21 protein-coding genes and 1 pseudogene are annotated in these 20242 nt (G+C 58.4%); 4 read left to right on the top strand and 18 right to left on the bottom strand.

Annotated elements, in window-relative coordinates; translation table 11 throughout:
* Nucleotides 1–268 precede the first annotated feature (268 nt).
* The 8 genes from BG52_RS13455 to BG52_RS13420 all read right to left on the bottom strand — a co-directional run bounded on the left by BG52_RS13455 (nt 269) and on the right by BG52_RS13420 (nt 7304).
* Nucleotides 269–607, bottom strand: a complete 339-nt coding sequence (locus BG52_RS13455) for a hypothetical protein (protein ID WP_317628082.1) — start codon at nt 605–607, stop codon at nt 269–271.
* 83 nt (nt 608–690) lie between these two features.
* Nucleotides 691–1590, bottom strand: coding sequence for an inositol monophosphatase family protein (locus tag BG52_RS13450; protein ID WP_051588114.1), 900 nt, complete (start codon nt 1588–1590; stop codon nt 691–693).
* A 101-nt stretch (nt 1591–1691) separates the two neighbouring features.
* A complete protein-coding gene (locus BG52_RS13445) occupies nt 1692–2513 on the bottom strand; it encodes a sulfite exporter TauE/SafE family protein (RefSeq protein WP_036582353.1) in 822 nt (273 codons plus the stop codon).
* A gap of 101 nt (nt 2514–2614) precedes the next feature.
* Nucleotides 2615–3385 carry an enoyl-ACP reductase FabI gene (fabI, locus tag BG52_RS13440; RefSeq protein ID WP_036582356.1) on the bottom strand — a complete coding sequence of 257 codons (771 nt, stop codon included), beginning with the start codon at nt 3383–3385 and terminating at the stop codon, nt 2615–2617.
* Nucleotides 3386–3509: 124 nt separating this feature from the next.
* Nucleotides 3510–4562, bottom strand: a complete 1053-nt coding sequence (uvsE, locus tag BG52_RS13435; protein WP_036582358.1) for a UV DNA damage repair endonuclease UvsE — start codon at nt 4560–4562, stop codon at nt 3510–3512.
* Nucleotides 4559–4876 (bottom strand): hypothetical protein, encoded by a 318-nt coding sequence (locus tag BG52_RS13430; RefSeq protein WP_036582361.1) that lies wholly within the window; start codon nt 4874–4876, stop codon nt 4559–4561. Before BG52_RS13430 ends, uvsE begins: the two co-directional genes overlap by 4 nt.
* 149 nt (nt 4877–5025) lie before the next feature.
* Nucleotides 5026–6144 (bottom strand): D-alanine--D-alanine ligase, encoded by a 1119-nt coding sequence (locus tag BG52_RS13425; RefSeq protein WP_036582363.1) that lies wholly within the window; start codon nt 6142–6144, stop codon nt 5026–5028.
* 86 nt (nt 6145–6230) lie between these two features.
* Nucleotides 6231–7304 (bottom strand): amidase domain-containing protein, encoded by a 1074-nt coding sequence (locus BG52_RS13420; RefSeq protein ID WP_223299021.1) that lies wholly within the window; start codon nt 7302–7304, stop codon nt 6231–6233.
* A gap of 271 nt (nt 7305–7575) precedes the next feature.
* Between BG52_RS13420 and acnA the strand changes: the two genes are divergently transcribed.
* Nucleotides 7576–10290 carry an aconitate hydratase AcnA gene (acnA, locus tag BG52_RS13415; RefSeq protein ID WP_036582366.1) on the top strand — a complete coding sequence of 905 codons (2715 nt, stop codon included), beginning with the start codon at nt 7576–7578 and terminating at the stop codon, nt 10288–10290.
* An 80-nt stretch (nt 10291–10370) separates the two neighbouring features.
* Here acnA and BG52_RS13410 read toward each other — a convergent pair whose 3' ends face one another.
* Nucleotides 10371–11117: an IclR family transcriptional regulator gene (locus BG52_RS13410; RefSeq protein ID WP_036582368.1), complete on the bottom strand. Its 747-nt coding sequence runs from the start codon at nt 11115–11117 to the stop codon at nt 10371–10373.
* Between the two features lie 219 nt (nt 11118–11336).
* On the opposite strand from BG52_RS13410, the gene BG52_RS13405 reads away from it, so the two are divergent.
* Together BG52_RS13405 and BG52_RS13400 are read left to right on the top strand one after the other, a co-directional pair.
* Nucleotides 11337–12383, top strand: a complete 1047-nt coding sequence (locus BG52_RS13405; protein ID WP_036582371.1) for an alpha/beta hydrolase — start codon at nt 11337–11339, stop codon at nt 12381–12383.
* A 129-nt stretch (nt 12384–12512) separates the two neighbouring features.
* On the top strand, nt 12513–13607 hold the full coding sequence (locus BG52_RS13400) for a Fe-Mn family superoxide dismutase (protein WP_036582402.1): 1095 nt from the start codon (nt 12513–12515) through the stop codon (nt 13605–13607).
* A gap of 133 nt (nt 13608–13740) precedes the next feature.
* On the opposite strand, the gene folE is transcribed toward BG52_RS13400, so the two are convergent.
* The 8 genes from folE to BG52_RS13360 form a co-directional block, all read right to left on the bottom strand.
* Nucleotides 13741–14334, bottom strand: coding sequence for a GTP cyclohydrolase I FolE (gene folE, locus BG52_RS13395; RefSeq protein WP_036582373.1), 594 nt, complete (start codon nt 14332–14334; stop codon nt 13741–13743).
* A 33-nt stretch (nt 14335–14367) separates the two neighbouring features.
* A complete protein-coding gene (locus tag BG52_RS13390) occupies nt 14368–14589 on the bottom strand; it encodes a YneF family protein (RefSeq protein ID WP_036582375.1) in 222 nt (73 codons plus the stop codon).
* Between the two features lie 75 nt (nt 14590–14664).
* The gene (locus BG52_RS13385; protein WP_317628081.1) at nt 14665–15222 is read right to left on the bottom strand and encodes a methylated-DNA--[protein]-cysteine S-methyltransferase; all 558 of its coding nucleotides are present in this window, start codon (nt 15220–15222) and stop codon (nt 14665–14667) included.
* Nucleotides 15223–15237: 15 nt separating this feature from the next.
* A complete protein-coding gene (gene queG, locus BG52_RS13380; protein ID WP_051588113.1) occupies nt 15238–16422 on the bottom strand; it encodes a tRNA epoxyqueuosine(34) reductase QueG in 1185 nt (394 codons plus the stop codon).
* 23 nt (nt 16423–16445) lie between these two features.
* Nucleotides 16446–16883: a ribonuclease HI gene (rnhA, locus tag BG52_RS13375; protein ID WP_036582378.1), complete on the bottom strand. Its 438-nt coding sequence runs from the start codon at nt 16881–16883 to the stop codon at nt 16446–16448.
* A gap of 12 nt (nt 16884–16895) precedes the next feature.
* Nucleotides 16896–17414, bottom strand: coding sequence for a signal peptidase I (lepB, locus tag BG52_RS13370; RefSeq protein WP_223299020.1), 519 nt, complete (start codon nt 17412–17414; stop codon nt 16896–16898).
* Nucleotides 17415–17508: 94 nt separating this feature from the next.
* Entirely contained in the window at nt 17509–18069 is a 561-nt protein-coding gene (locus tag BG52_RS13365; RefSeq protein WP_036582381.1) for a DUF402 domain-containing protein, read from the bottom strand.
* Between the two features lie 124 nt (nt 18070–18193).
* On the bottom strand, nt 18194–18616 hold the full coding sequence (locus BG52_RS13360; protein ID WP_036582384.1) for a GNAT family N-acetyltransferase: 423 nt from the start codon (nt 18614–18616) through the stop codon (nt 18194–18196).
* 354 nt (nt 18617–18970) lie between these two features.
* Here BG52_RS13360 and BG52_RS13355 point away from each other — a divergent pair, with 354 nt between their 5' ends.
* Nucleotides 18971–19585 carry a superoxide dismutase gene (locus BG52_RS13355; protein ID WP_036582386.1) on the top strand — a complete coding sequence of 205 codons (615 nt, stop codon included), beginning with the start codon at nt 18971–18973 and terminating at the stop codon, nt 19583–19585.
* Between the two features lie 301 nt (nt 19586–19886).
* On the opposite strand, the pseudogene BG52_RS16200 reads toward BG52_RS13355, so the two are convergent.
* A pseudogene (locus BG52_RS16200) lies at nt 19887–20242 on the bottom strand (hypothetical protein); the annotation flags it as partial.

Here is a 20242-nt window from a genome sequence, read left to right as displayed (position 1 = left end):
AGGCGGACGGTGGGCGAATAAGCGACATCATGCCGTTAGCGCAGCGTTTTCGCGCATTCGGTCTCCGTTAGCGGCACGTCGTCCCGTTAGCTGGGCGAAAGCGTCGAGCGCTAGGGGATCAAAATGTGGGAACATAACGAAAATGACGCCCAACATCGGCGTCATTTTAACCATCTTCCTATTTATTCATCCATCTTGCTTTTATTGTTGAAGTCGGCTGCGATGCGTGTCACCATCCATACCTGCATCCTTACAGGAAACCGATAAATTATGGCTTTTTACTGCGCTGCATTAACTTCAGCTTCCCGCTGACGAATGTCCGTTTACCCTGGTCTTCCTCCGCTTTTCCCGGCACCGACGCCGATGCATGCCTGTCGTATCGGCCGTCCAGTTCCTTGGCCATGGAGCGGTACAGCTTCGTTTCCTCGCCAATGGGATCGTACGTTGTCTGGATTCGGATCTCATATTTGGGCGACAGCCGCGCCCGAACGATCCGTTCCTTGTCTCCGGCCTCCAACGGTCCGTCCGTCAAGCGGTCGGCCAGTTCTTTCTCCAATTGCTCCGCCGGTTTACCTTTACCACCGTGGCCGCCGCCGTTTATGCCCACGCGATTCACTTCCTTCCCGTCTTCTCACGTTCCGGTTGTAGTATCCGAGTGTCAGACCAACGTTATGCGTCTCGGCTCGTTCGTCACACCTGGAACCGGACGTCCGACCCCGATCCCGGTCCCGGTCCCTCCGCCTGCTCCGCGCTTTGAAGCACCTGCAGCAACTCGTCGTGGATGCGGCCGTTAGTCGCCGCCACATTGCGCACGCCGAGATGATACGGCTCTCCCTTAAGTCCCGTAACGCGGCCGCCCGATTCGTGGATGAGCAAATACCCGGCGGCTATATCCCACGCATTCAGGCCGACTTCCCAATACGCGCTGAGACGGCCCGCAGCAACATAGGCCATATGCAGCGCCGCCGAACCGTTCGAGCGCACATTCCGCACCTTCGGCACGACGGCCTCCAACTGGCGCATGTTCAACGGCAGCGCAACGTCTTGGCTAGGTGGAAAGCCTGTCGCCACGAGACTCTCGCGAAGCGTGGCATCCCGCGACACCTGCATTCGCTTGCCATGGACGTAAGCCCCCTTGTCCTTCTCCGCTATAAACAGCTCATCGCGCATCGGATCATAAACGACGCCGAGAATGACTTCGCCCTTGTAGGCTAGCGCAATCGAGACGCAAAAATACGGAAAGCCGTGCACGAAATTGGTCGTGCCGTCAATCGGATCGACGATCCATACATACTCCTCTTCCAGGACGGCCCGCAGCGCTGAAGCCGAAGCCTCCGGTCCCGGCTCCACCCCTTCCTCGCCGAGAAAGGAATGGTCCGGGAAATGGGTCATGATCAGATTCCGGATCATGGTCTCTGCGCCTTTATCGACCTCGGTTACGAGATCGGCTGACGAGCTTTTCAGATTGAGAGTCGTGTAGCCGCCTAATTTCGTCTTGATCCATTCTCCCGCCTTGGACGCGCTGTTGATCGCCACTGCGGCGAAGCTTTTACGGCCGACGGCCGGCTCCATTTTTGAATCGCTCACCATTATCACACTACTTTCCTCTCGCGATATCCATACCCTTCCAGACCTTGCTAATATACGCTTCCGGCAGGACAAAGTTTCGCCTTTAACACATCCGCCCCGGCCTAAAAATATCCCAACCCCTCAAGAATCAACCTGCCCGCCAATAGAATAAGCGTTACACGCAGCAGCCAAAGCAGCGCCTTGCCGGACATCCGGCCCGCAATAGCAGCCCCGATCCTGCCCCCGATCCACGCACCCGGCACAAGCGCCAGTACGAGCAGCCAGTCGGTTTCGCCCATCGCCGCATGAACCCCTGTGCCGAGTATCGACGACAGGAAAATGACGAACATCGAGGTCGCCGTAGCGACGTGGGGCGGGAACCGGAACATCAAGACCATAACCGGGACAAAAACCGAGCCGCCGCCGATGCCGAACAGCCCCGATGCGAGCCCGACCGCAAACCCGATCAGCAGCCCCGGCAGCACGGAAAAACCGTACTCGTGCTCCACGCCCTGACCGTCCACATACGTCCGGCTGACCGGCCACCTTCGCGCCGAGGGCCGCATATAATCCCGCGCGACCAGCAGCCCTGCCATGAGCAGCATAAAGCCGCCGAATACCAACAAGAAGACGTCGCCCTGAAGCTTGCTCGTCAACGCCGACCCCGCCATCGCAGCCGGGCCGCTTGTAATGAACAGCAGCCAGCCGATCCGGAAATCGACTCGCTCCTGCTTCGTGTACGACAGGGTAGACGCAAGCGCCGTTACGATCAAGACCGCAAGCGATGTGCCGACCGCCGTCGCATGATCGATCGCGCCGCCGGTCAGCTCCGGCCCGAGCAGAATGAGCACCGGTACGATGATAATGCCGCCGCCGAGCCCCACGATGCTGCCGAAGACGGCGGCAATCAGGCCGAGTGCCACAAGTCCGATAATTTCCCACATGCTGTAATACCTGCCTTCCAGTCTTCTCTCCCCGTTATCAAGACCTCGCGTTGTGAAAAACACCGCCTGGTTTCCCGGGCGGTGTGCGAACGAGGACGGCTCTATACGCCGATAATATGATAGCCGTTATCTACGTAAATCACTTCACCGGTAATGCCGCGCGACAGCCGGCTCATCAGGAACATCGCCGTGTCGCCCACCTCCGCGGCTTCCGTGGTACGCCGCAGCGGGGCTTTCTCCTCCACCTGGCGCAGAATCGAGTTGAAGTCCTTGATGCCCTTCGCCGCGAGCGTGCGGATCGGTCCCGCAGAAACCGCATTGACCCGAACGTTGAACGGGCCGAGATCTGCCGCGAGGTAGCGCACGGAAGCCTCCAGCGCCGCCTTCGCCACGCCCATGACGTTGTAATTGCGAAGCGCGCGTTCCGCGCCGAGGTACGTCATCGTCATGATGCTGCCGCCTTCGGTCATCAACGGATACAAGCGCTGCGCCACCGCAGTAAGAGAATAAGCGCTGATATCGTGCGCAAGCGCGAAGCCTTCGCGGGACGTCTCGACGAACATCCCTTCAAGCTCTTCCGTTTTGGCGAATGCGATGCTGTGCACGATGCCGTGCAGCACACCGAAGCTTTCCTTCAGCTTGCCGGCAAGCGCATCGATATCTTCATCCACCGTGACATTGCACGGCAGCACGACGGAGCCGGGAATCGTCTCGGCCAGCTTCGCCACTCGTTCCTGTACGCGCTCGCTCTCATATGTAAATGCCAAATTTGCGCCTTGGGCCGCCAATGACTGGGCGATGGCCCAGGCGATGCTGCGGTCGTTCGCCACACCCATGACGACGATATTTCTGCCGTTCAACAATCCGCTCATTTCTTAATCTCCTCCTTGGGAATGTTGCAAAATTCACGCGGTCTCCGCAGTAACGCCATGGAAACGAATGCGCCCTTTGTCCAAAGTAATCCATTTCAGGTCCGAATTCAAGACTATTGTTGCGCTATTCCGCAACTTCAATCGATGCAGCATCCAGAATACGCACGCCTTCGCCGGATCTTTCCGCGTCGCGCAGTCCTTCCATCAGGCGGAAAAGCGCCTCGTCCTTGCGCTTGGCCTCCAGCATGACGTCCAGCTTGGAGCAGCCTGCGGCAGCCCCCCGGAGAAACCGCAGCAGCGTGCCCGCCTCCACATGATCGGCGTGTCCGCGAGGGTCCTTCTCGCTCTTCGGGCTGGAAGCGTGCACCTTGGGCGGAAGCACCCATTCGCTCTCACTGTCCCCGGCTCCGGTCTGGCCTGTCAGCCGCAGCCGGCCGTTCTCACTGCTCCATGTTGCCACGATGCGCGGCCACAGCTCGTCCATGAGCGTCCGTTCGCCGATCCCGCCATCATTGACCGCATGGTGATGAATGTCAAGCACCATCGGTACCCCGGACTTTTCCGCGATTTCCAGCGTTTCAAGCACATTGAACGTCTTATCGTCGTTCTCGAGCGTGATCCGGTTCCGCAGTTTGCCCTCGATGGCGGCGAACTGCCTGATGAACCTTTCGCCCGACGTTACCTTATCACCGTACGCACCGCCCACATGGATGTTGCACTTGGCGCGTTCATCCAGTCCCATCGCTTCCAGCATGTCCGTATGATAATGCAGATCGCGGATGGAGCTTGCGAGCACCTCCGGCCTCGGCGTGCTCAGCACGCAGAAATGATCCGGATGGAAGGACGCCCGTATTCCATTGTCCGTAACAAAAGCCCCCAGCTTCGCAAAAGCGGCTCGCACGTCATCGGACCCGTAAGGGTCCCATCCGGCCAGCGCCTCGTGCGTGGTTAACGGAATGATTTTGGAGGACAAACGGTATACCCTGACGTCGTGCGTGACCGCGTGCCGCAAAACCCGCAGCGCATTATGAAGATTTTCCTCCGTTATCCGCTCCAGCCGCCGCAGCGCGGCTTCCCTATCGGCAAGCTTCAAGAAGCTTGCGTATGTCATGGTGCGGGAAGGCGACGCGTTCTCCAGGAGAACGCTCATCGCGACGAAGCCGAAGCGGACGATCATGCCCGTTCACCGAAAAACATCTCATGCGCTAGCGCCGTCTGCACGCGCGCCTCCTCCTCGGACAGCCTGCGGACCAGCTCCATCTCCACCTGCGTGATTTCCTCGCCCTGGAAGTTGATTTCCGCGATAGAAGCAATAATTTTGACGATGGCGATCGCTTCATTGCTCGGCGAATAAGCAATAACCTTCTGGCCGGCCGGAAAAACGCGGAAGCCGCTCTTCACCATTTTGCCGCGCCCGTACTCCAGCAGCTCGTACAGCTCCTGCTGCGATTTGAATTTGCAAACGGAATTGAATTCGGTCGCAAAGCCCATTTTCCACAAGCCTCCTTCTCATTTCTAATCAGCTTGCCGCAAGCAGCCGGCTCGCAACGTTTGCTTCTCAGGGGATCGGATCCCCGCATGGTATGAAAAACCGGATGCAGCGTAAGCGCTAATCATCCGGTTCATAAGCGGCCGGCTCTCTACTCCGAACCGCCGCCGGTATAGTCGATGCGCTGCTTCTCGCTATGCCGCTCAAGGGCCAATTGGATCAGCTTATCGAGCAGCTCGCGGTAAGGCAAGCCGGTTTCCTTCCACATTAGCGGGTACATGCTGAACGGCGTAAAGCCCGGCATCGTATTCACTTCATTGATCAAAAGCTGTCCGTCGGACCGCCGCATAAAAAAGTCAACGCGCGACAAGCCTGACCCGTCGATCGCCAGGAAAGCGCGGACCGCCATCTCGCGGACCGCTTCGGCCGTTTCGGCCGGGATGTCGGCAGGAATCTGCATGCGCGATTTGCCGTCGGTATATTTCGCTTTGTAATCATAAAAATCGTTCGATGACACGACCTCCCCGGGCACGGAAGCGCGCGGCTCGTCGTTGCCGAGCACGCTGACCTCGATCTCGCGGGCGTCGACGAACTCTTCCACGATCACCTTGCGGTCGTAACGGAACGCGCAGGCGACGGCCGCTTCCAATTCCTCGCGGTTGCCTGCCTTGGAAATGCCCACGCTCGAGCCCAGATTTGCCGGCTTCACGAAGCAAGGATAACCGAGCGCCACCTCGATCTCCATGATGAAAAATTGCGGGTCCTTCTCCCATTGGGTGCGGTTGAAATGACGGTATATGCACTGCGGCAGCCCTTCCTGGGCGAACACCTTTTTCATCAGCACTTTGTCCATGCCTACGGCGGAGGCCAGCACGCCGGCTCCTACATAAGGCATGTTCGCCATCTCGAAAAGCCCCTGAATCGTCCCGTCTTCCCCGAACGTGCCGTGCAGCAGCGGGAACATGACATCGATTGCCCTGCCAGCCTCTGCCGCTGCGCCTGCGGGGGTCGTCAGCCCCTCGAACACCGGCATCAGCGCGCCGCCGGTATCGCCTTGCGCACCGGCGAATTGCAGTTGGGCCACGTCTGTGGGAGCGGCGAGCAGCGTTTGTCCGGCGTACCACCCGCCCTGCTTCGTTATATAGAATGGCTTGATTTCGTATTTATCATAATCGAAGGCTTTCATGACCGCCAGCGCGGTCTGCAGCGACACCTCATGCTCGCCCGATTTGCCTCCGTACAGCAGCCCGACCCGAATTTTTTCACCCATGAATGCTATCCTCCGGTTAGTAAATTATCCAATCGTCTCGTAAGTCCTCCTTGCTCGAGCCCGGGGCGGCCGTGTCGGCAAGCGCCTTAGAACAAATCCGCAATATGGAAAAAGCGGTAGCGCGTCCGAATCGTCCAGGCGTACGAATCCCGGTAATCCCAATACCGGTGCCGGCTCGATACCGTATTGGCGTTCACGAGCGGCATACCTTCGCGGTCAAAGGCGGTTACGATCGTATTGTGGCCGTACCGGCCGTCGCCTTCCCAATCGTAGCAAATGACGTCTCCGAGCTTCAACTGCCACGGCGCGTCAACCGGAGTTGCCCGCATGCCGCCAGACCGCGGCGTGCTTAAATAACGCTGCAGCGCATCGGCGACAGCCCAGCTGTAGCTCCACGATTCCTGCCCGCCGACGCGTCCTTTGTACCACCAGCCCGAGGCTCTTCTACCAGTATAGTTCATCGGGGCGTGGCCTGCAAAGAGACACTGCGAGACGTAATTCGTACAGTTGACGTCAAAGGTCTCGTATGCCGAATTGGGTTGATTCCACCAGCGGTCGGCATAAGCCGCCGCCAGATCCCGCCGGTAAGGGATGCCCGGACGATGTTGATTGAAATAGGGCAAAAGGTCATAATTGATATAGGGCGCTGAGACGGATTTCGCCGCTTGCGGGAGCGGCAGCATGTCATCCTGTTGCCCTGCGTCATGTTCCGGGCCGCCGTTTGCCCCGTCCCGCAGCTCCCCGATTTCCGGCTCGATCCGCACGATCCGCCAGCGTCCATCCGTTTGAGCGAGCCGCAGCCTTTCAATCTCCTGCCGTTCCTCGGCATAGCCTGCGCCGCGCTGTTCCAGCGAGCGCTTGAAATGCAGCTCAAGACGAACCGAAACCTCCCCGTCCCGCTCCCGGGTCGTCCCAATCTCGAGCAGACGGGCCCTCGACTCTTGCCTGGCGGGGAATGCCCCGCGCAGACGGTCTCGCTCCTCCAGACGGGACAAGCGCCGGCTCATCCGTGTGAGATGTCCGTAATCGGCGATGACGCCGGATAAACCGTCCGTCTTCATTGCGATTTCCGCCTGATTGACGGTCTTGACATAGTCGTGAACGGCTGCCCTCCAGCCCTCCGGCATACTGCGCAACGCGGCGCTTTTCTTTCCGGACATGAGGTCACTCTCCTTCATTCGGCCGAGCCGATTGCTGTGAAGCCGAGCGTTTTTTGCGGGCAAGCATCTAACTTTTCTATGTATATGAAGCGTCCTCCGCTCTAATGAGAAAACGCGTTATTTTTTCGCGCCGGTGATGAAAAACGCCCTTTACGGAACCCTACAAAAAGCGATATACTTAAGCTATCAGCGATTATGAAATAGTGTTTCATTGTACGAAACATACAATCGCATCCCACTGATATTTTTTATGAAGGAGGAGTTTCATCTCATGGCAACATCCGATCCATACTCCGTCCGGACCAAGCTCGAGGTAGGCGGCAAATCTTACGCTTACTACAGCCTGCAAGGACTTGAGCAGCAAGGTCACGGCAAAATCGGCAGGCTTCCTTTCTCCATTAAAGTGCTGCTGGAAGCGGCGATCCGCCAGTTCGACGGACGCGCGATCACGAAGGAGCACGTGAAGCAACTCGCAAACTGGGCTGAAGGACGCGAGGACAAGGAAATCCCGTTCATCCCGGCAAGGATCGTCCTGCAGGACTTCACCGGCGTACCGGTCGTCGTCGACCTTGCGGCGATGCGCGACACCGTTAAGAAAGCGGGCGGCGATCCGCAGCGGATCAACCCGCTTGTGCCGGTCGATCTCGTGATCGACCACTCCGTCATGGTCGACGCTTTCGGCTCCCCGGATGCGCTCGAATTCAACGAAAACATCGAGTTCCAACGTAACGGCGAGCGCTACCGTTTCCTTCGTTGGGCCCAAACGGCGTTCGATAACTTCCGCGCCGTACCACCCGCAACCGGTATCGTACACCAGGTCAACCTGGAATACCTGGCTTCCGTAGCGGCCACCAGAACGGTTGACGGCGAAACCGTCGTTTTCCCGGACTCGCTGGTCGGCACGGACTCGCATACGACGATGATCAACGGCCTTGGCGTCGTGGGCTGGGGCGTCGGCGGCATCGAGGCGGAAGCCGGCATGCTCGGCCAACCGCTGTACTTCGTAATGCCTGAGGTTATCGGCTTCAAGCTGACGGGCCAGCTGGCGGAAGGCTCCACGGCAACCGACCTTGCGCTAACCGTCACGGAAATTCTCCGCAAGAAAGGCGTCGTCGGCAAATTCGTCGAGTTTTTCGGACCGGGCCTCTCCAATATCTCGCTGCCAGACCGCGCTACTGTCGCCAACATGGCGCCGGAATACGGCGCAACGATCGGTTTCTTCCCGGTGGACACGACCGCGCTGGAATTCCTGCGTCAAACCGGCCGCCCCGACGAGCAGATCGCGCTGGTTGAAGCCTATTACAAGGCGCAAGGCATGTTCCGCAACGACAGCACGCCGGATCCGGTATTTACGGATGTGCTCGAGCTTGACCTGTCGACGATCGTACCAAGCCTTGCCGGACCGAAGCGTCCGCAGGACCGGATTGAGCTTACGGCCATGAAGGACGCTTGGCATGACATCATCCGGACACCGATCGACAAAGGCGGATACGGTCTGTCCGACGCCAAGATCGAGGAAGTCGTGGAAGTGAAGCACCCGAACGGCAAAACGAGCCAGCTCGGCACAGGCGCGGTTGTTATCGCGGCGATCACCAGCTGCACGAACACGTCGAACCCGGCGGTTATGCTCGGCGCGGGCCTCGTCGCGAAGAAAGCCGTCGAGCGCGGTCTCGTCAAGCCTGAATACGTCAAAAGCTCGCTGACGCCTGGCTCGCTCGTCGTCACCGACTACCTGAAAAAAGCCGGCCTGTTGGAGCCATTGGAGAAGCTCGGCTTCCACGTTGCAGGCTACGGCTGCGCAACCTGTATCGGCAACTCCGGCCCGCTGCCTGACGAAGTCGGCGAAGCGATCGCCGACAACGACATGACGGTTGCGGCCGTTCTGTCCGGCAACCGGAATTTCGAAGGCCGCGTGCATGCGCAGGTTAAAGCGAACTACCTCGCTTCTCCTCCGCTTGTCGTTGCTTATGCCTTGGCCGGTACAGTCAATATCGATCTGGCCAACGATCCGATCGGTCACGATCCGAGCGGACAGCCGGTCTACCTGCGGGATATCTGGCCGTCCTCGCAAGAGATCGCGAAAGCGACGGAGGCTTCCCTGACACCGGAAATGTTCCGCTCGAAATACGAGAACGTGTTTGTCCAGAACAAGCGCTGGAACGAGATCCCGGTTCCGGAAGGCGTATCATACGAGTGGGACGAGAAGTCGACCTACATCGCGAACCCGCCTTTCTTCGAGAACCTCGGCGCCGGCATTGCCGATGTAGCCGACATCAAAGGAGCCAAGGCGCTGGCCGTGCTCGGCGACAACGTCACAACCGACCACATCTCGCCTGCCGGCAACATCAAGGCCGACAGCCCTGCCGGCAAGTTTCTGCAGGACAACGGCGTACAGAAGGCGGACTTCAACTCGTACGGCTCCCGTCGCGGACACCATGAAGTGATGATGCGCGGCACATTCGCCAACATCCGGATCCGCAACCAGGTGGCTCCGGGCACGGAAGGCGGCGTAACGAAGTACCTGCCGACCGACGAAGTGATGTCGATCTACGACGCCTCGATGAAGTATCAGGCGCAGGGCACGAATCTCGTCGTTATCGCAGGCAAGGAATATGGCATGGGCAGCTCGCGTGATTGGGCGGCCAAAGGCACGTTCCTGCTCGGCGTCAAAGCGGTCATCGCCGAAAGCTATGAGCGGATTCACCGCGCCAACCTGGTCGGCATGGGCGTTCTGCCGTTGCAATTCCAGCAGGGCCAAGGCTGGTCGACGCTCGGCATCTCCGGACGCGAAACTTTCAACATCGTCGGTCTCTCGAACGACGTGCAGCCGGGCGACAAGGTGAAGGTCATCGCGACCCGTGAAGACGGCAGCGAATTCGAATTCACCGTCACCGTCCGCCTCGACTCGATGGTCGATGTGGATTACTACCGTAACGGCGGCATCCTGCAGACGGTTCTCCGTCAGATGATCGCTAACGCCAACTAAACTCCACTCCCACCAAAAAGACCGCCGAACGTCTACGCGACGTTCGGCGGTCTTTTTTTGTCCGATATGCCAGATTGGCATTATTTCACGAGCATCATGCCCATTCGTTTCGCCGCTTCGATAATGGCCGGCGCATGCTCGCGCATCGATTCCGGCGTCAGACGGCCCGAAGGGCCGGAGACGGACAACGCCGCCGACAGCTTGCCGGCTCGGTTCAGAATCGGCGCCGCAACGGCAGCAGCCCCGGATTCGCGTTCCTCGATACTGGTCGCATAACCGAGCCGGCGGATTTGCTCCAGTTGCTCCGCATATTGCGTTCGATCGATAGACGGCGGCCAACTGGGATCCTCCATGACCAGGCGCTGCGTCTCCTCGTCCGCGAAGGCTACCAGCACCTTGCTGGAGGCGCCTACGTAAAGCGGCAGCCGAACTCCGACGTTGGCGACACGCCGTACGGCCTGATTGCTCTGTACCGCTTGTATCCGAATCCGCTGGTTGCCGTCCCGGATATAAAGGCTGACGGTTTCCCCCACCAAATCGCGAAGCCGTTCCAATTCCGGCAGCAGCCGAACCGCCGGATCGTCGTTGCTGGACAGATGCGCCGAGAGCTCCCATACCCGCAGCCCGAGACGGTAACGTTCGGTAGACTGATGCCTTGCCACGAAACCCTTATCTTCCAACGTGGCGAGCATCCGGTGTACGGTGCTTTTATGCAGACCGACCTTCTCCGCGATTTCCGTCATCGCCCATTCGGACCGTTCCGTAAAGCATAACAGAATGTCCAAAGCGCGTTCGACCGCGCGGACCGTCGATTTCCCCTCTTCCATGACGCTCACCTCGCTCTCTTGTATGTTTCATGCAATGAAACTCAATTACATCCAGTATAACGCATTCCATCGCTTTATTCCATCGATAAGGCTTATTTTACAGCCAGATTACAGCTCGATAACAAGTTGCCGACAGCAATTGACACTCTGAGGCTTAGGGCATAAGATGATACTACTATCTATCATTAAAGCGCTTTCATAGTGGGAGGGATCTCTGTATTGAACAACATCGTCCTGACACCGGTTCCGCTTGAAGGCGGCTTCTCCCCCGATTATCGTCCCGGCCCATTCGAGCAGCTGCCACGCTCGTCTTTGCCGCCGCATACGCAAACCCGGTCCCGGCGGAGACATGCCGCTGTCGCCCTGATTGCCTCCTTATCTGCATTCATCCTTTTTTCCTTTCTCGCCTTTCACGGCTATATCGCATGGACGCTGGCCCACCCTTACGTCGCGCCGCTTACGTCCAATCCGAAGCTGGCGAAGAATCTCGATTACATCGACGTCTCTTTTCCGAGCGCCAGCGGCAAATCGACCGTGAACGGCTGGTACATACCCGCCCAGTCCGATTCGGGCAGAACCGTCGTGTTCAGCCACGGCTACGGCGCCAACCGCGAGGAAACCTGGGTTCCGATGTACGATCTGGCTAACCTGCTGCACGGCCTGAAATATAACGTCCTGATGTTTGACTACGGCTACGCCTCCGCCGAGAATCCAATGCCCGCCACAGGCGGCGTCGAGGAAAGCCAGCAGCTGCTTGCCGCCGTCGCCTACGCCAAGTCGCAAGGCGCGGGCGAGATCGTGGTGTGGGGGTTCTCCATGGGCGCCGGGACGGCGCTGCAAGCGGCGCTGCAAACGAAGGACATCAGCGCAATGATCCTGGACAGCATGTTCATTGCCGACGCCGAGACGCTTTACTATAATCTCACGCAATATGCGCCGCTTCCACGCAATCCTTCGCTGCCGCTGATCGAATGGATGCTTCCGCTATGGACGGGGTTTAACCTCTCGGCAATCCCCTCACAGGAAGTGAAAACCACGGAATACGATATGCCTATTTATATGATTCACGGCACCAAAGATGCGAAGGCGCCGGTCGGCATCGCGGAGACGATCGCCGCCAACCAGACCAACCCGCTGTCGAGCGCCTGGATCGTGCCGAAGGGCAAGCATGAGCTGCTTTTTCAAGTGTATCCCAAGGAGTACATGCGCCGCGCGGTCGTTTTTCTAAGCCAGGTCAATCAAACGCTCGATCTCAGCACGACATAGGATAACCCTGAAGCCGAATACATCTCTATAAAGACTCTTCCCGCCGTCTGCCATTTGACGCACAAGATTGGGCAGCCGGCAGCGGCGGGAAGAGCGAACGAGATGGTTCAGGCAAAGGAGGTTCCGGTCGTGCTTTTTGTTGATGGACCGTATGTGCAGCTCCGGTTGCTGGAAGAGCTTCAATCATGGAAAAAGCGGGAGAAGGAGCACGCCGCCGTCCTTCGCGCGATTTCACCCGGTTCGGACCCGGGCTTTGTCCGTACGCTTGAGGAATGGGAGTCCGTCTTCGCCGATACGGAACGCTGCGCGGAATGGTGGCTGAATGCTTCGCTTGAGAGGCCCGGCCTGCTGCCCGCAAGCGCAGGGCCTCAGCTCGCCGCGCTGGTTCACGCCGCCCGCGCCCAGTCCGAAGCTTTCGTCCGTCAGCTCCACGATTATCGCACCCATAGCGCTGACCTCCGGGCGGCCCCCGTGACGTCGGTCATTATCGGCCTTATGTTGCGGGAATCGCAATATCTGCTTGATCGTTCAGTCGGCTTCGATGCTCTCCAGGGCGAACGCGGGGAAGCACGGGCCAGACCGCCGGCCGCCGTACCCGTCGGCGGCCATGTGCTGCCGCCGCTGCCTTATCCATATAACGGACTTGAGCCTTACATCGACCAGGCCACCATGCGGATTCATCATGACAAACACCATCAATCGTACGTTGATGGGCTGAACCGCGCGGAGACTGCGCTCGCGGAAGCCCGCAAGAGCGGCGATTTGGGGCTCGTGAAGCATTGGGAGCGAGAGTTGGCGTTCAACGGTGCCGGCCATTACTTGCACACGATATTCTGGGAGGCAATGAAGCCGCACGGGTCAGGAGGCGGCGGCGAACCGTCCGGCGCGATGGCTGAAGCAATCCGTACCGATTTCGACAGCTTCGAGGCATTTAAGAGGCAGTTTTCACAAGCGGCGGAGAAGGTGGAAAGCGGCGGATGGGCGATTCTTGTCTGGAGCCCGCGCAGCGGACGGCTGGAGATTTTACAGGCCGAAAAACACCAAAACCTGTCACAGTGGGACGTCATCCCCCTGCTTCCGCTGGTTGTATGGGAGCATGCCTATTACCTGAAGCACCAGAACAGACGGGCCGATTACATCAAGGATTGGTGGAACGTCGTGAACTGGCCCTACGTGAGCGGGCGGTATGCCGCAGCAGTGAAGCTTCGTTGGAATCCCTTATGACAGAGGGAAGCAGAAGTAGAGGCTCATCCTCGTGAGCCCCTCACCTCGTTCTTTTCCATTCATTGCAAGAGCAAGTACAAGTAAACCTCCAGCCCCACGGATCACGTGGATTTGGAGGTTCTTTTGATCCGTCTTATTGCTTCAGCAGAGACAAAAATTCGGAGCGTAGCGCCGCGTTCGTCACAAACTCGCCGCGGACGGCCGATGTCACCGTTTTGCTGCCGGACTTCTTGACGCCGCGGGCGCACATGCACAGATGCTCGCCCTCCACGACAACCATAACGCCGTTCGGATGAAGCGCATCGTTCATAATGTCCGCTAGCTGGCTCGTAATCCGTTCCTGAACCTGCAGCTTGCGCGTAACGGCCTCGACGAGCCGTGCCAGCTTGCTCAGACCGGCGATTTTCCCGCTCGGGATGTAGCCGATGTGCGCTTTGCCGAAGAATGGAGCCATGTGGTGCTCGCATTGGCTGTAGTAGACAATGTCGCGCACGATAACGAGCTCCTCATGCTGTTCGTCGAACGTAACCCCGAGCACCTCGCGGGGATCGACGTCATATCCGGCAAAAATTTCCTCGTACATGCGCGTTACCCTTGCCGGCGTCTCCAGCAATCCTTCACGCTCGACGTTCTCGCCGATCAGCTTCAAAATTTCCTTCACATGATATTCGATCTGCTCCCTGTTCGCCGACACCTTGCCGTTCAGGTAATCCTTCACACCAGCCATTCCGACTCCTCCTCAAAACCCGCAGCCACCGGTTTACTTGCGCGGAAACTTACCAGACTTCATCATTTGCTGCGCGCGTTGCATCTGCTGCTTGTTCATATTGTAACCCATCTGCTTCGCCATCTTCTGCAGCATTTCGGGGTCGCTTTGCATTTTCTCCAGCTGCTTGCGCAAGTAGAACACGCCCGCAGCAAAACCCGCAATCAATCCGACGATCAATGTAACGATCGGTATAATGATTTCCCATGCGCTCATTCTTTCCGTCACCCGAGCCTTTCGTTCATAATGTCCATTATCATAGCATGTCCCCCGGGGAAACTCAATGCGCCGTTACGGCCATGAATACCCTTCCAGCCCCAGCAAATACAACTTGATCGGCATGCCGCCTCCATAGCCGACCATCGAGCCGTCGGCTCCGATGACGCGGTGGCACGGCACGACGATCGGAATCGGATTCCGGTTGTTCGCGCCTCCGACGGCTCTTACCGCAAGCGGATTGCCGACTCCGGCGGCCATCTGCTTGTAGCTGCGAACCTCGCCGTATGGAATCAACGTAAGCTGCTGCCATATGCGGAGCTGGAACGGGGTTCCGAGCATATCGAGAGGTAAATCGAAGGCTCTCGCTTCACCGCGAAAATAGGCGTTGAGTTGAGCGGCGGTTTGCGCAAGCACCGGATGGTCCGGATGCCGGCTCCATTCGACCGCGCCTTCCTGCCCGCCCAGTCCCCGCTTCGCAGCCCATACCGACAAAGGAAGCTCGCAATCCTCAAACGTGCCGAAATCGATATGGCATAAGCCGCGATCGGTCGCGCACAGGACGAGCGGACCGAGCGGCGACTCGAGTTCCGCCTGGTATAAAATCGTAGTCGTTGTCTCCATTTTCCTCATTCCGCCCTCCTCCCTTTATCGGTTCGGCGCTTGCCCGTCTGCCGCCCCGGCAGGGCGGGAAGACAGCGCCTCCCGGATCATGGCGGACACCTCCGGATCACGTTCCTGTCCGGAAGCCTCCCGCAGCGCGGCCGCGGCCCCGGCGCCTCCGATCCGGCCGAGCGACCATGCGGCCGTTCCTCTCAGCACGGGCCGCGGATCATCCCGCAGAACGTCCGCCAGCGCCGGCACCGCCGATGCATCCTTGAAGTTGCCAAGCGCAATGACGGCGTTGCGCTGGATCGGCTTCTTGCCTCTCCACGAGGCCGCGCTGCTTCCGAACTTCTCCTTGAATTCCCGGTTGCCGATCGACAGCAGCGGCACGAGCAGCGGCTTTGCTTGCTCCGGATCAGGACGCAGCTCGACGTGCTGCGTCCAGTTCAGCCCTTTATTAACCGGGCAGACGATCTGGCAGGTATCGCAGCCATACAGCCGATTGCCCATTTTCCGCATCATCTCGTCCGAGAGAAACCCTTTCGTCTGCGTGACAAACGATACGCAGCGCTGTGCGTCTAATTCGCCCGGCCCAACCAAAGCGCCGGTCGGGCAGGCATCTATACATTTGGTGCACGAGCCGCAGCCTTGAATAACCGGCTCATCGGGCGGAAAAGGCACATTGGTGATCATCTCGCCCAAATATACCCAGGAGCCGAATTCGGGCGTGATGACCGCACAGTTTTTGCCGCTCCAGCCGATGCCCGCCCGCTCCGCAACCGCCCGGTCGACGAGCGCGCCCGTATCGACCATACTCTCCGCGCGAAAACCCGGCAGCCGTTCGCTCAACCAAGCCTCAAGCCGCGCCAGCCTGTCGCGCAGCACATGGTGATAATCTTCGCCCCAGGCCGACCGCGACAATATGCCGCGGCGCGCGCCCGGCTCCGACTTCGGAGCGTCCGCCAGCTTCGACGGATAGGCAACCGCGATCGCAATGATCGATTGCGGATCGTCGAACAGCAGCGCCGGCTCCGTGCGTTTGTCCAAATCCGGTTCCTCGAATCCCGACTCGCGGCCCAGCTCGCGGTGGCGAACCAGCGTTTGTTTTAAAGCGGTAAAAGGCGACGCCGAAGCGACGCCTATTTTATCGATTCCGAGGGCGGGCAATGCCGCCGCCATCTCGGCTTTAAGCTCCGCCAAGCGCACTTGCGTCCATTCGCCCGGCATATCCCGCGCCTCCTTTAATCCCGCTACGACAGCCGTTTGATCGCTTCCCGCGCCAGCTCGTCGCAACGGTTGTTCCATTCATTATCGCTATGTCCCTTGACCTTGATGTACGTCACCTGATGCTTCTGCATAAGTTCCCACAACGACTTCCAAAGATCCTGATTCTCTACCGGCTGGTTTTTGCTGTTTTTCCACCCGTTGCGCATCCATCCGCGAATCCAGTTCTGATTAAAGCAATTCACGACGTAAGCCGAGTCGCTGTATACCGATACTTTGCAAGGCTCCTTCAGCAGACCGAGCGCTTGAATAACCGCCGCGATCTCCATCCGGTTGTTGGTCGTCATCGGCTCTCCGCCCGAAATTTCTTTCCTGCTCGTTCCATAAAAGAGCACGGCGCCCCAGCCGCCCGGTCCCGGGTTGCCCGAACAGGCGCCGTCCGTGTAAACTTGTACGTCCTTCACCACTCACCGCTCCTAGAGCTTATTCATTTTGGCAATCGGCCACAAGATGAACTGCGCCTCGCCTTTGATCAATGCGCGCGGGACCGGCTTGAACGACCGGCTGTCCTTGCTTGCGCCGGCGCGCCGATTGTCGCCCATGACGAAATACTGACCTTCCGCTATCGTCTCCGGCCCGTAATCCGAATCTTCTATGTTGACGTCCGTGTAGGACTCAACCGTTTGCAGACCGTTCACATATAATTGCCCCGCGCGAATCTCAACGGTGTCGCCCGGCAATCCGATCACCCGCTTGACAAGAAACTGCTTGCGGTCGATCTGCTCGGACGGGTCCTTGAGGATGACGATGTCGCCGCGCTCCGGCTCTCCGATCCGGTATCCGATTTTGTTGATGAAAAGCCATTCGTGCTGCTCCAGCGTCGGCTCCATCGACTGCCCTTCGACCGTCGACAGGTTGAAAACGAACCGGTTGGCAAGCAGCACGATGACCAATGCCACGCCGAGCGTTTTGGCCCAGTCGAGCAGCTCGTCCAACCATCGGGCCCGCGGTTTTCCCGATTCGCTCCGACGATGCGAGCCCGTGCGAGCGGTTCGGTCCGTTCGTTGCTCTGGCTGAAATCGGCTCATGTTACCGTTCCCCCCCGCCTGCTTCCTTTTTCCACTGCGTAAAATACGACCTCACTGCTTTATCCGAGCAAAAGGGTTCTTCCGCGTTCTTTATGCGGTTGATCAATTGCCCAAGACCTGCCGCAATTTTGCTGCGCACGGCGGCGGGGTAATGATAAAGCTGCTTGTTCGCTTCATATTCATCCCTGTCGACCACATGCATGGAGCCGTCCGCAAACCGGATCACGTCCAGATCATAGTCGATATACGTCAACACGCCGTCCGCGGCGTGCACCGGCGAAGCGACATTGCAATAATAGCGCACACCCGCCGGCTCCAGCAGGGCGACGATGTTAAACCATTCCTTCGGTATGAAAACGGTGACCGCAGGCACCTTGCTGGTCCACCTTTTGCCGCTGCTTTCCTCAACAGGCGTCTCGTCATTGATCAGCACAATCATCGATTCCGCCGCGTGGGCGGGCATAAGCCGTTCCGCCGGCACAAGCCAGTTCTGCAGCCACATCCGATGCAATCGCCCGTCATGCTTGAAGCTCTTGATTACGCACCGTTCGTAAGGGTTCATACGTTTCTTCCCCGCCCTTGCGTTCTACTAATAGAAAAGCATATCTTGCGGCCAAAAGCAATGGCGCGCAACATATGCTCTCCGAGTGAAAATATGGGAGCCGGCCGCCGGGGCCGGCCGTCTATCAACCGTTGACGATGCTAAGCTGGCGGAACGCTCTGAAAAAATCCTGCGTCGCGTAGCCCATCTCTTCATACAACGAAAGAATCGGCTCATTGTGCTCGTCCGCAGTAATGAGAATCCGCGAAACGTTGCGCTGTTCGAACCGCTGCTTCAACGAAGTGATAAGCAACTTGCCTATGCCTTTGCGCCGATGGTCCGGATGCACGGCAATGCGGTAATAGTAACCGCGGTTGCGGTCGATCGTACCGATAATAATACCGGCAATGACGTTGTCGACTGTTGCCACCAGCACCAGCTCGCTGTCCCAGGACAACTGGCGGCCGAAGGCTTCCATCGTTTCATCATAGCAGATTTCCGACAGGACCGTTTGTAACAGCTGAGTGACAGGGCGATAGTCGGAAAGTTGAAAAGAACGAACGTGCATAAGCTGTACCCCCGCGAATGTGGTCTTAATCAAGTCTAAATAAAAAATAATTCAGCAACTTAACATATACGACAACTTCGGATAGAATCCTGCATAATTGTTTAAAATTCCTTAAAAAAGTTAGAAAACCATTAGTTTTTTCATGAAACCGCTTTATTTCAAGCGTTTAGATCCTGCAGGCTGGAAATTCTTTAAATTACGTATAGGTTGAATCGGTTGAAGCAACGCTAGATGGGGTAATCTTGTGGAGTCGACCACGCTATCCGGCCGACTTTCTAAACATTATTGTTGATTTATTCGGTCGAATACGGGATAATATGGCTTGAAAAATACTACATACGGGAGGTATTACCAATGGCTCACCAATTACCGCCACTGCCCTATCCGAACAACGCACTTGAACCGCACATCGACGAAACGACGATGATGATCCACCATGACCGCCATCACAACGCTTACGTGACGAATCTGAACGCTGCTCTCGAGTCCGCTCCTGAGCTGCAAGGCAAATCGATCGAAGAACTGATCTCCGATCTGAACGCCGTTCCCGAGTCGATCCGCACGGCTGTCCGCAACAACGGCGGCGGTCACGCGAACCACTCGCTTTTCTGGGAAACGATTGGCCCTAACGCCGGCGGCGAACCATCCGGCGCACTGGCTGACGCCATCGCAAGCGAGCTCGGCGGCCTAGAGAAATTCAAGGAAGACTTCGCCAAAGCAGGCGCTACCCGCTTCGGCTCCGGCTGGGCATGGCTCGCGCTGTCGCCGCAAGGCAAGCTGAAGGTGTACAGCCTCCCGAATCAGGACAGCCCGATCATGGAAGGTGACACGCCGCTTCTCGGCCTGGACGTGTGGGAACATGCCTACTACCTGAAATATCAGAACAAGCGCCCCGATTACATCGCCGCGTTCTGGAATGTCGTGAACTGGTCTGAAGTCGGCAAGCGTTACGACGCAGCCAAGAAATAAGAATGCTTTAATCGAGATCGGCCCCCGGCGCTTGCAGCGCGGGGGCTGATTTGCGTTTGCCTTCGGTGCGGGCTAACCGGCTGAGAGTGCCGTTTAAGCGCCCCTCGCGCACCCTGATGACAACCCTTCCGTAATTACGGCCGCCGCGCCGGTATATTTCGCTCCCTGACGCCGCTTTGCCTGGCTATGACGCTGAGTGCGACACGAAAAAACCGTCCTCCCGCTCACCCGCCAGGATGAGAAGGATAAGACGGTTTGAATTCGGTGTAGGACGGTCAACCCCGGCCGATCCGGCAGCCCGTTATGCCTCCGGATCCTGACGCTCCGAGCGCTCCGACGGCCGCGGCCGGTACTTGCCTTGGCCGCCCCCGCCGCCGGGTCCTTGCTGACCGCCGGCAGCCGGTCGCTGGGCGTGCCGGTCTTGCTGTTCAACCGGCTCACCCGTTGCAACCTGCGAATCCCGCTGCTGCGGTGGACGTCCTCCCTGCTGCGGACCGCGTCCTTGGGGCCGCTGACCCTGCTGGCCGCTCTGGGCCCCTCCCTGCGCATGGCGCGAAGGCCCGTTCCGGTGGGATTGCGGCTTGCCAGCCCCCGACCGATGCTCCTGGTTGTCGCGATTACCGCCGGACTGGCTGCCGCGGCTGCCGCCGCCCGACT

The sequence above is a fragment of the Paenibacillus darwinianus genome (assembly GCF_000598065.1).
Lineage (GTDB): Bacteria > Bacillota > Bacilli > Paenibacillales > Paenibacillaceae > Paenibacillus_I > Paenibacillus_I darwinianus.
The sequence above is the reverse complement of the archived record's forward strand: the minus strand, read 5'-3'. Positions and strand labels throughout refer to the sequence as shown.

Coding starts and splice junctions, on each gene's coding strand:
- BG52_RS13410 (WP_036582368.1), bottom strand. CDS start 11,117: ATGGAAGAGGGGAAATCGACGGTCCGCGCGGTCGAACGCGCTTTGGAC.
- BG52_RS13390 (WP_036582375.1), bottom strand. CDS start 14,589: ATGAGCGCATGGGAAATCATTATACCGATCGTTACATTGATCGTCGGA.
- acnA (WP_036582366.1), top strand. CDS start 7,576: ATGGCAACATCCGATCCATACTCCGTCCGGACCAAGCTCGAGGTAGGC.
- BG52_RS13430 (WP_036582361.1), bottom strand. CDS start 4,876: ATGGGCTTTGCGACCGAATTCAATTCCGTTTGCAAATTCAAATCGCAG.
- BG52_RS13420 (WP_223299021.1), bottom strand. CDS start 7,304: ATGTCCGGAAAGAAAAGCGCCGCGTTGCGCAGTATGCCGGAGGGCTGG.
- BG52_RS13360 (WP_036582384.1), bottom strand. CDS start 18,616: ATGCACGTTCGTTCTTTTCAACTTTCCGACTATCGCCCTGTCACTCAG.
- BG52_RS13425 (WP_036582363.1), bottom strand. CDS start 6,144: ATGGGTGAAAAAATTCGGGTCGGGCTGCTGTACGGAGGCAAATCGGGC.
- folE (WP_036582373.1), bottom strand. CDS start 14,334: ATGGCTGGTGTGAAGGATTACCTGAACGGCAAGGTGTCGGCGAACAGG.
- BG52_RS13355 (WP_036582386.1), top strand. CDS start 18,971: ATGGCTCACCAATTACCGCCACTGCCCTATCCGAACAACGCACTTGAA.
- BG52_RS13450 (WP_051588114.1), bottom strand. CDS start 1,590: ATGGTGAGCGATTCAAAAATGGAGCCGGCCGTCGGCCGTAAAAGCTTC.
- BG52_RS13445 (WP_036582353.1), bottom strand. CDS start 2,513: ATGTGGGAAATTATCGGACTTGTGGCACTCGGCCTGATTGCCGCCGTC.
- uvsE (WP_036582358.1), bottom strand. CDS start 4,562: ATGATCGTCCGCTTCGGCTTCGTCGCGATGAGCGTTCTCCTGGAGAAC.
- BG52_RS13365 (WP_036582381.1), bottom strand. CDS start 18,069: ATGAACCCTTACGAACGGTGCGTAATCAAGAGCTTCAAGCATGACGGG.
- queG (WP_051588113.1), bottom strand. CDS start 16,422: ATGCCGGGCGAATGGACGCAAGTGCGCTTGGCGGAGCTTAAAGCCGAG.
- fabI (WP_036582356.1), bottom strand. CDS start 3,385: ATGAGCGGATTGTTGAACGGCAGAAATATCGTCGTCATGGGTGTGGCG.
- BG52_RS13385 (WP_317628081.1), bottom strand. CDS start 15,222: ATGAGGAAAATGGAGACAACGACTACGATTTTATACCAGGCGGAACTC.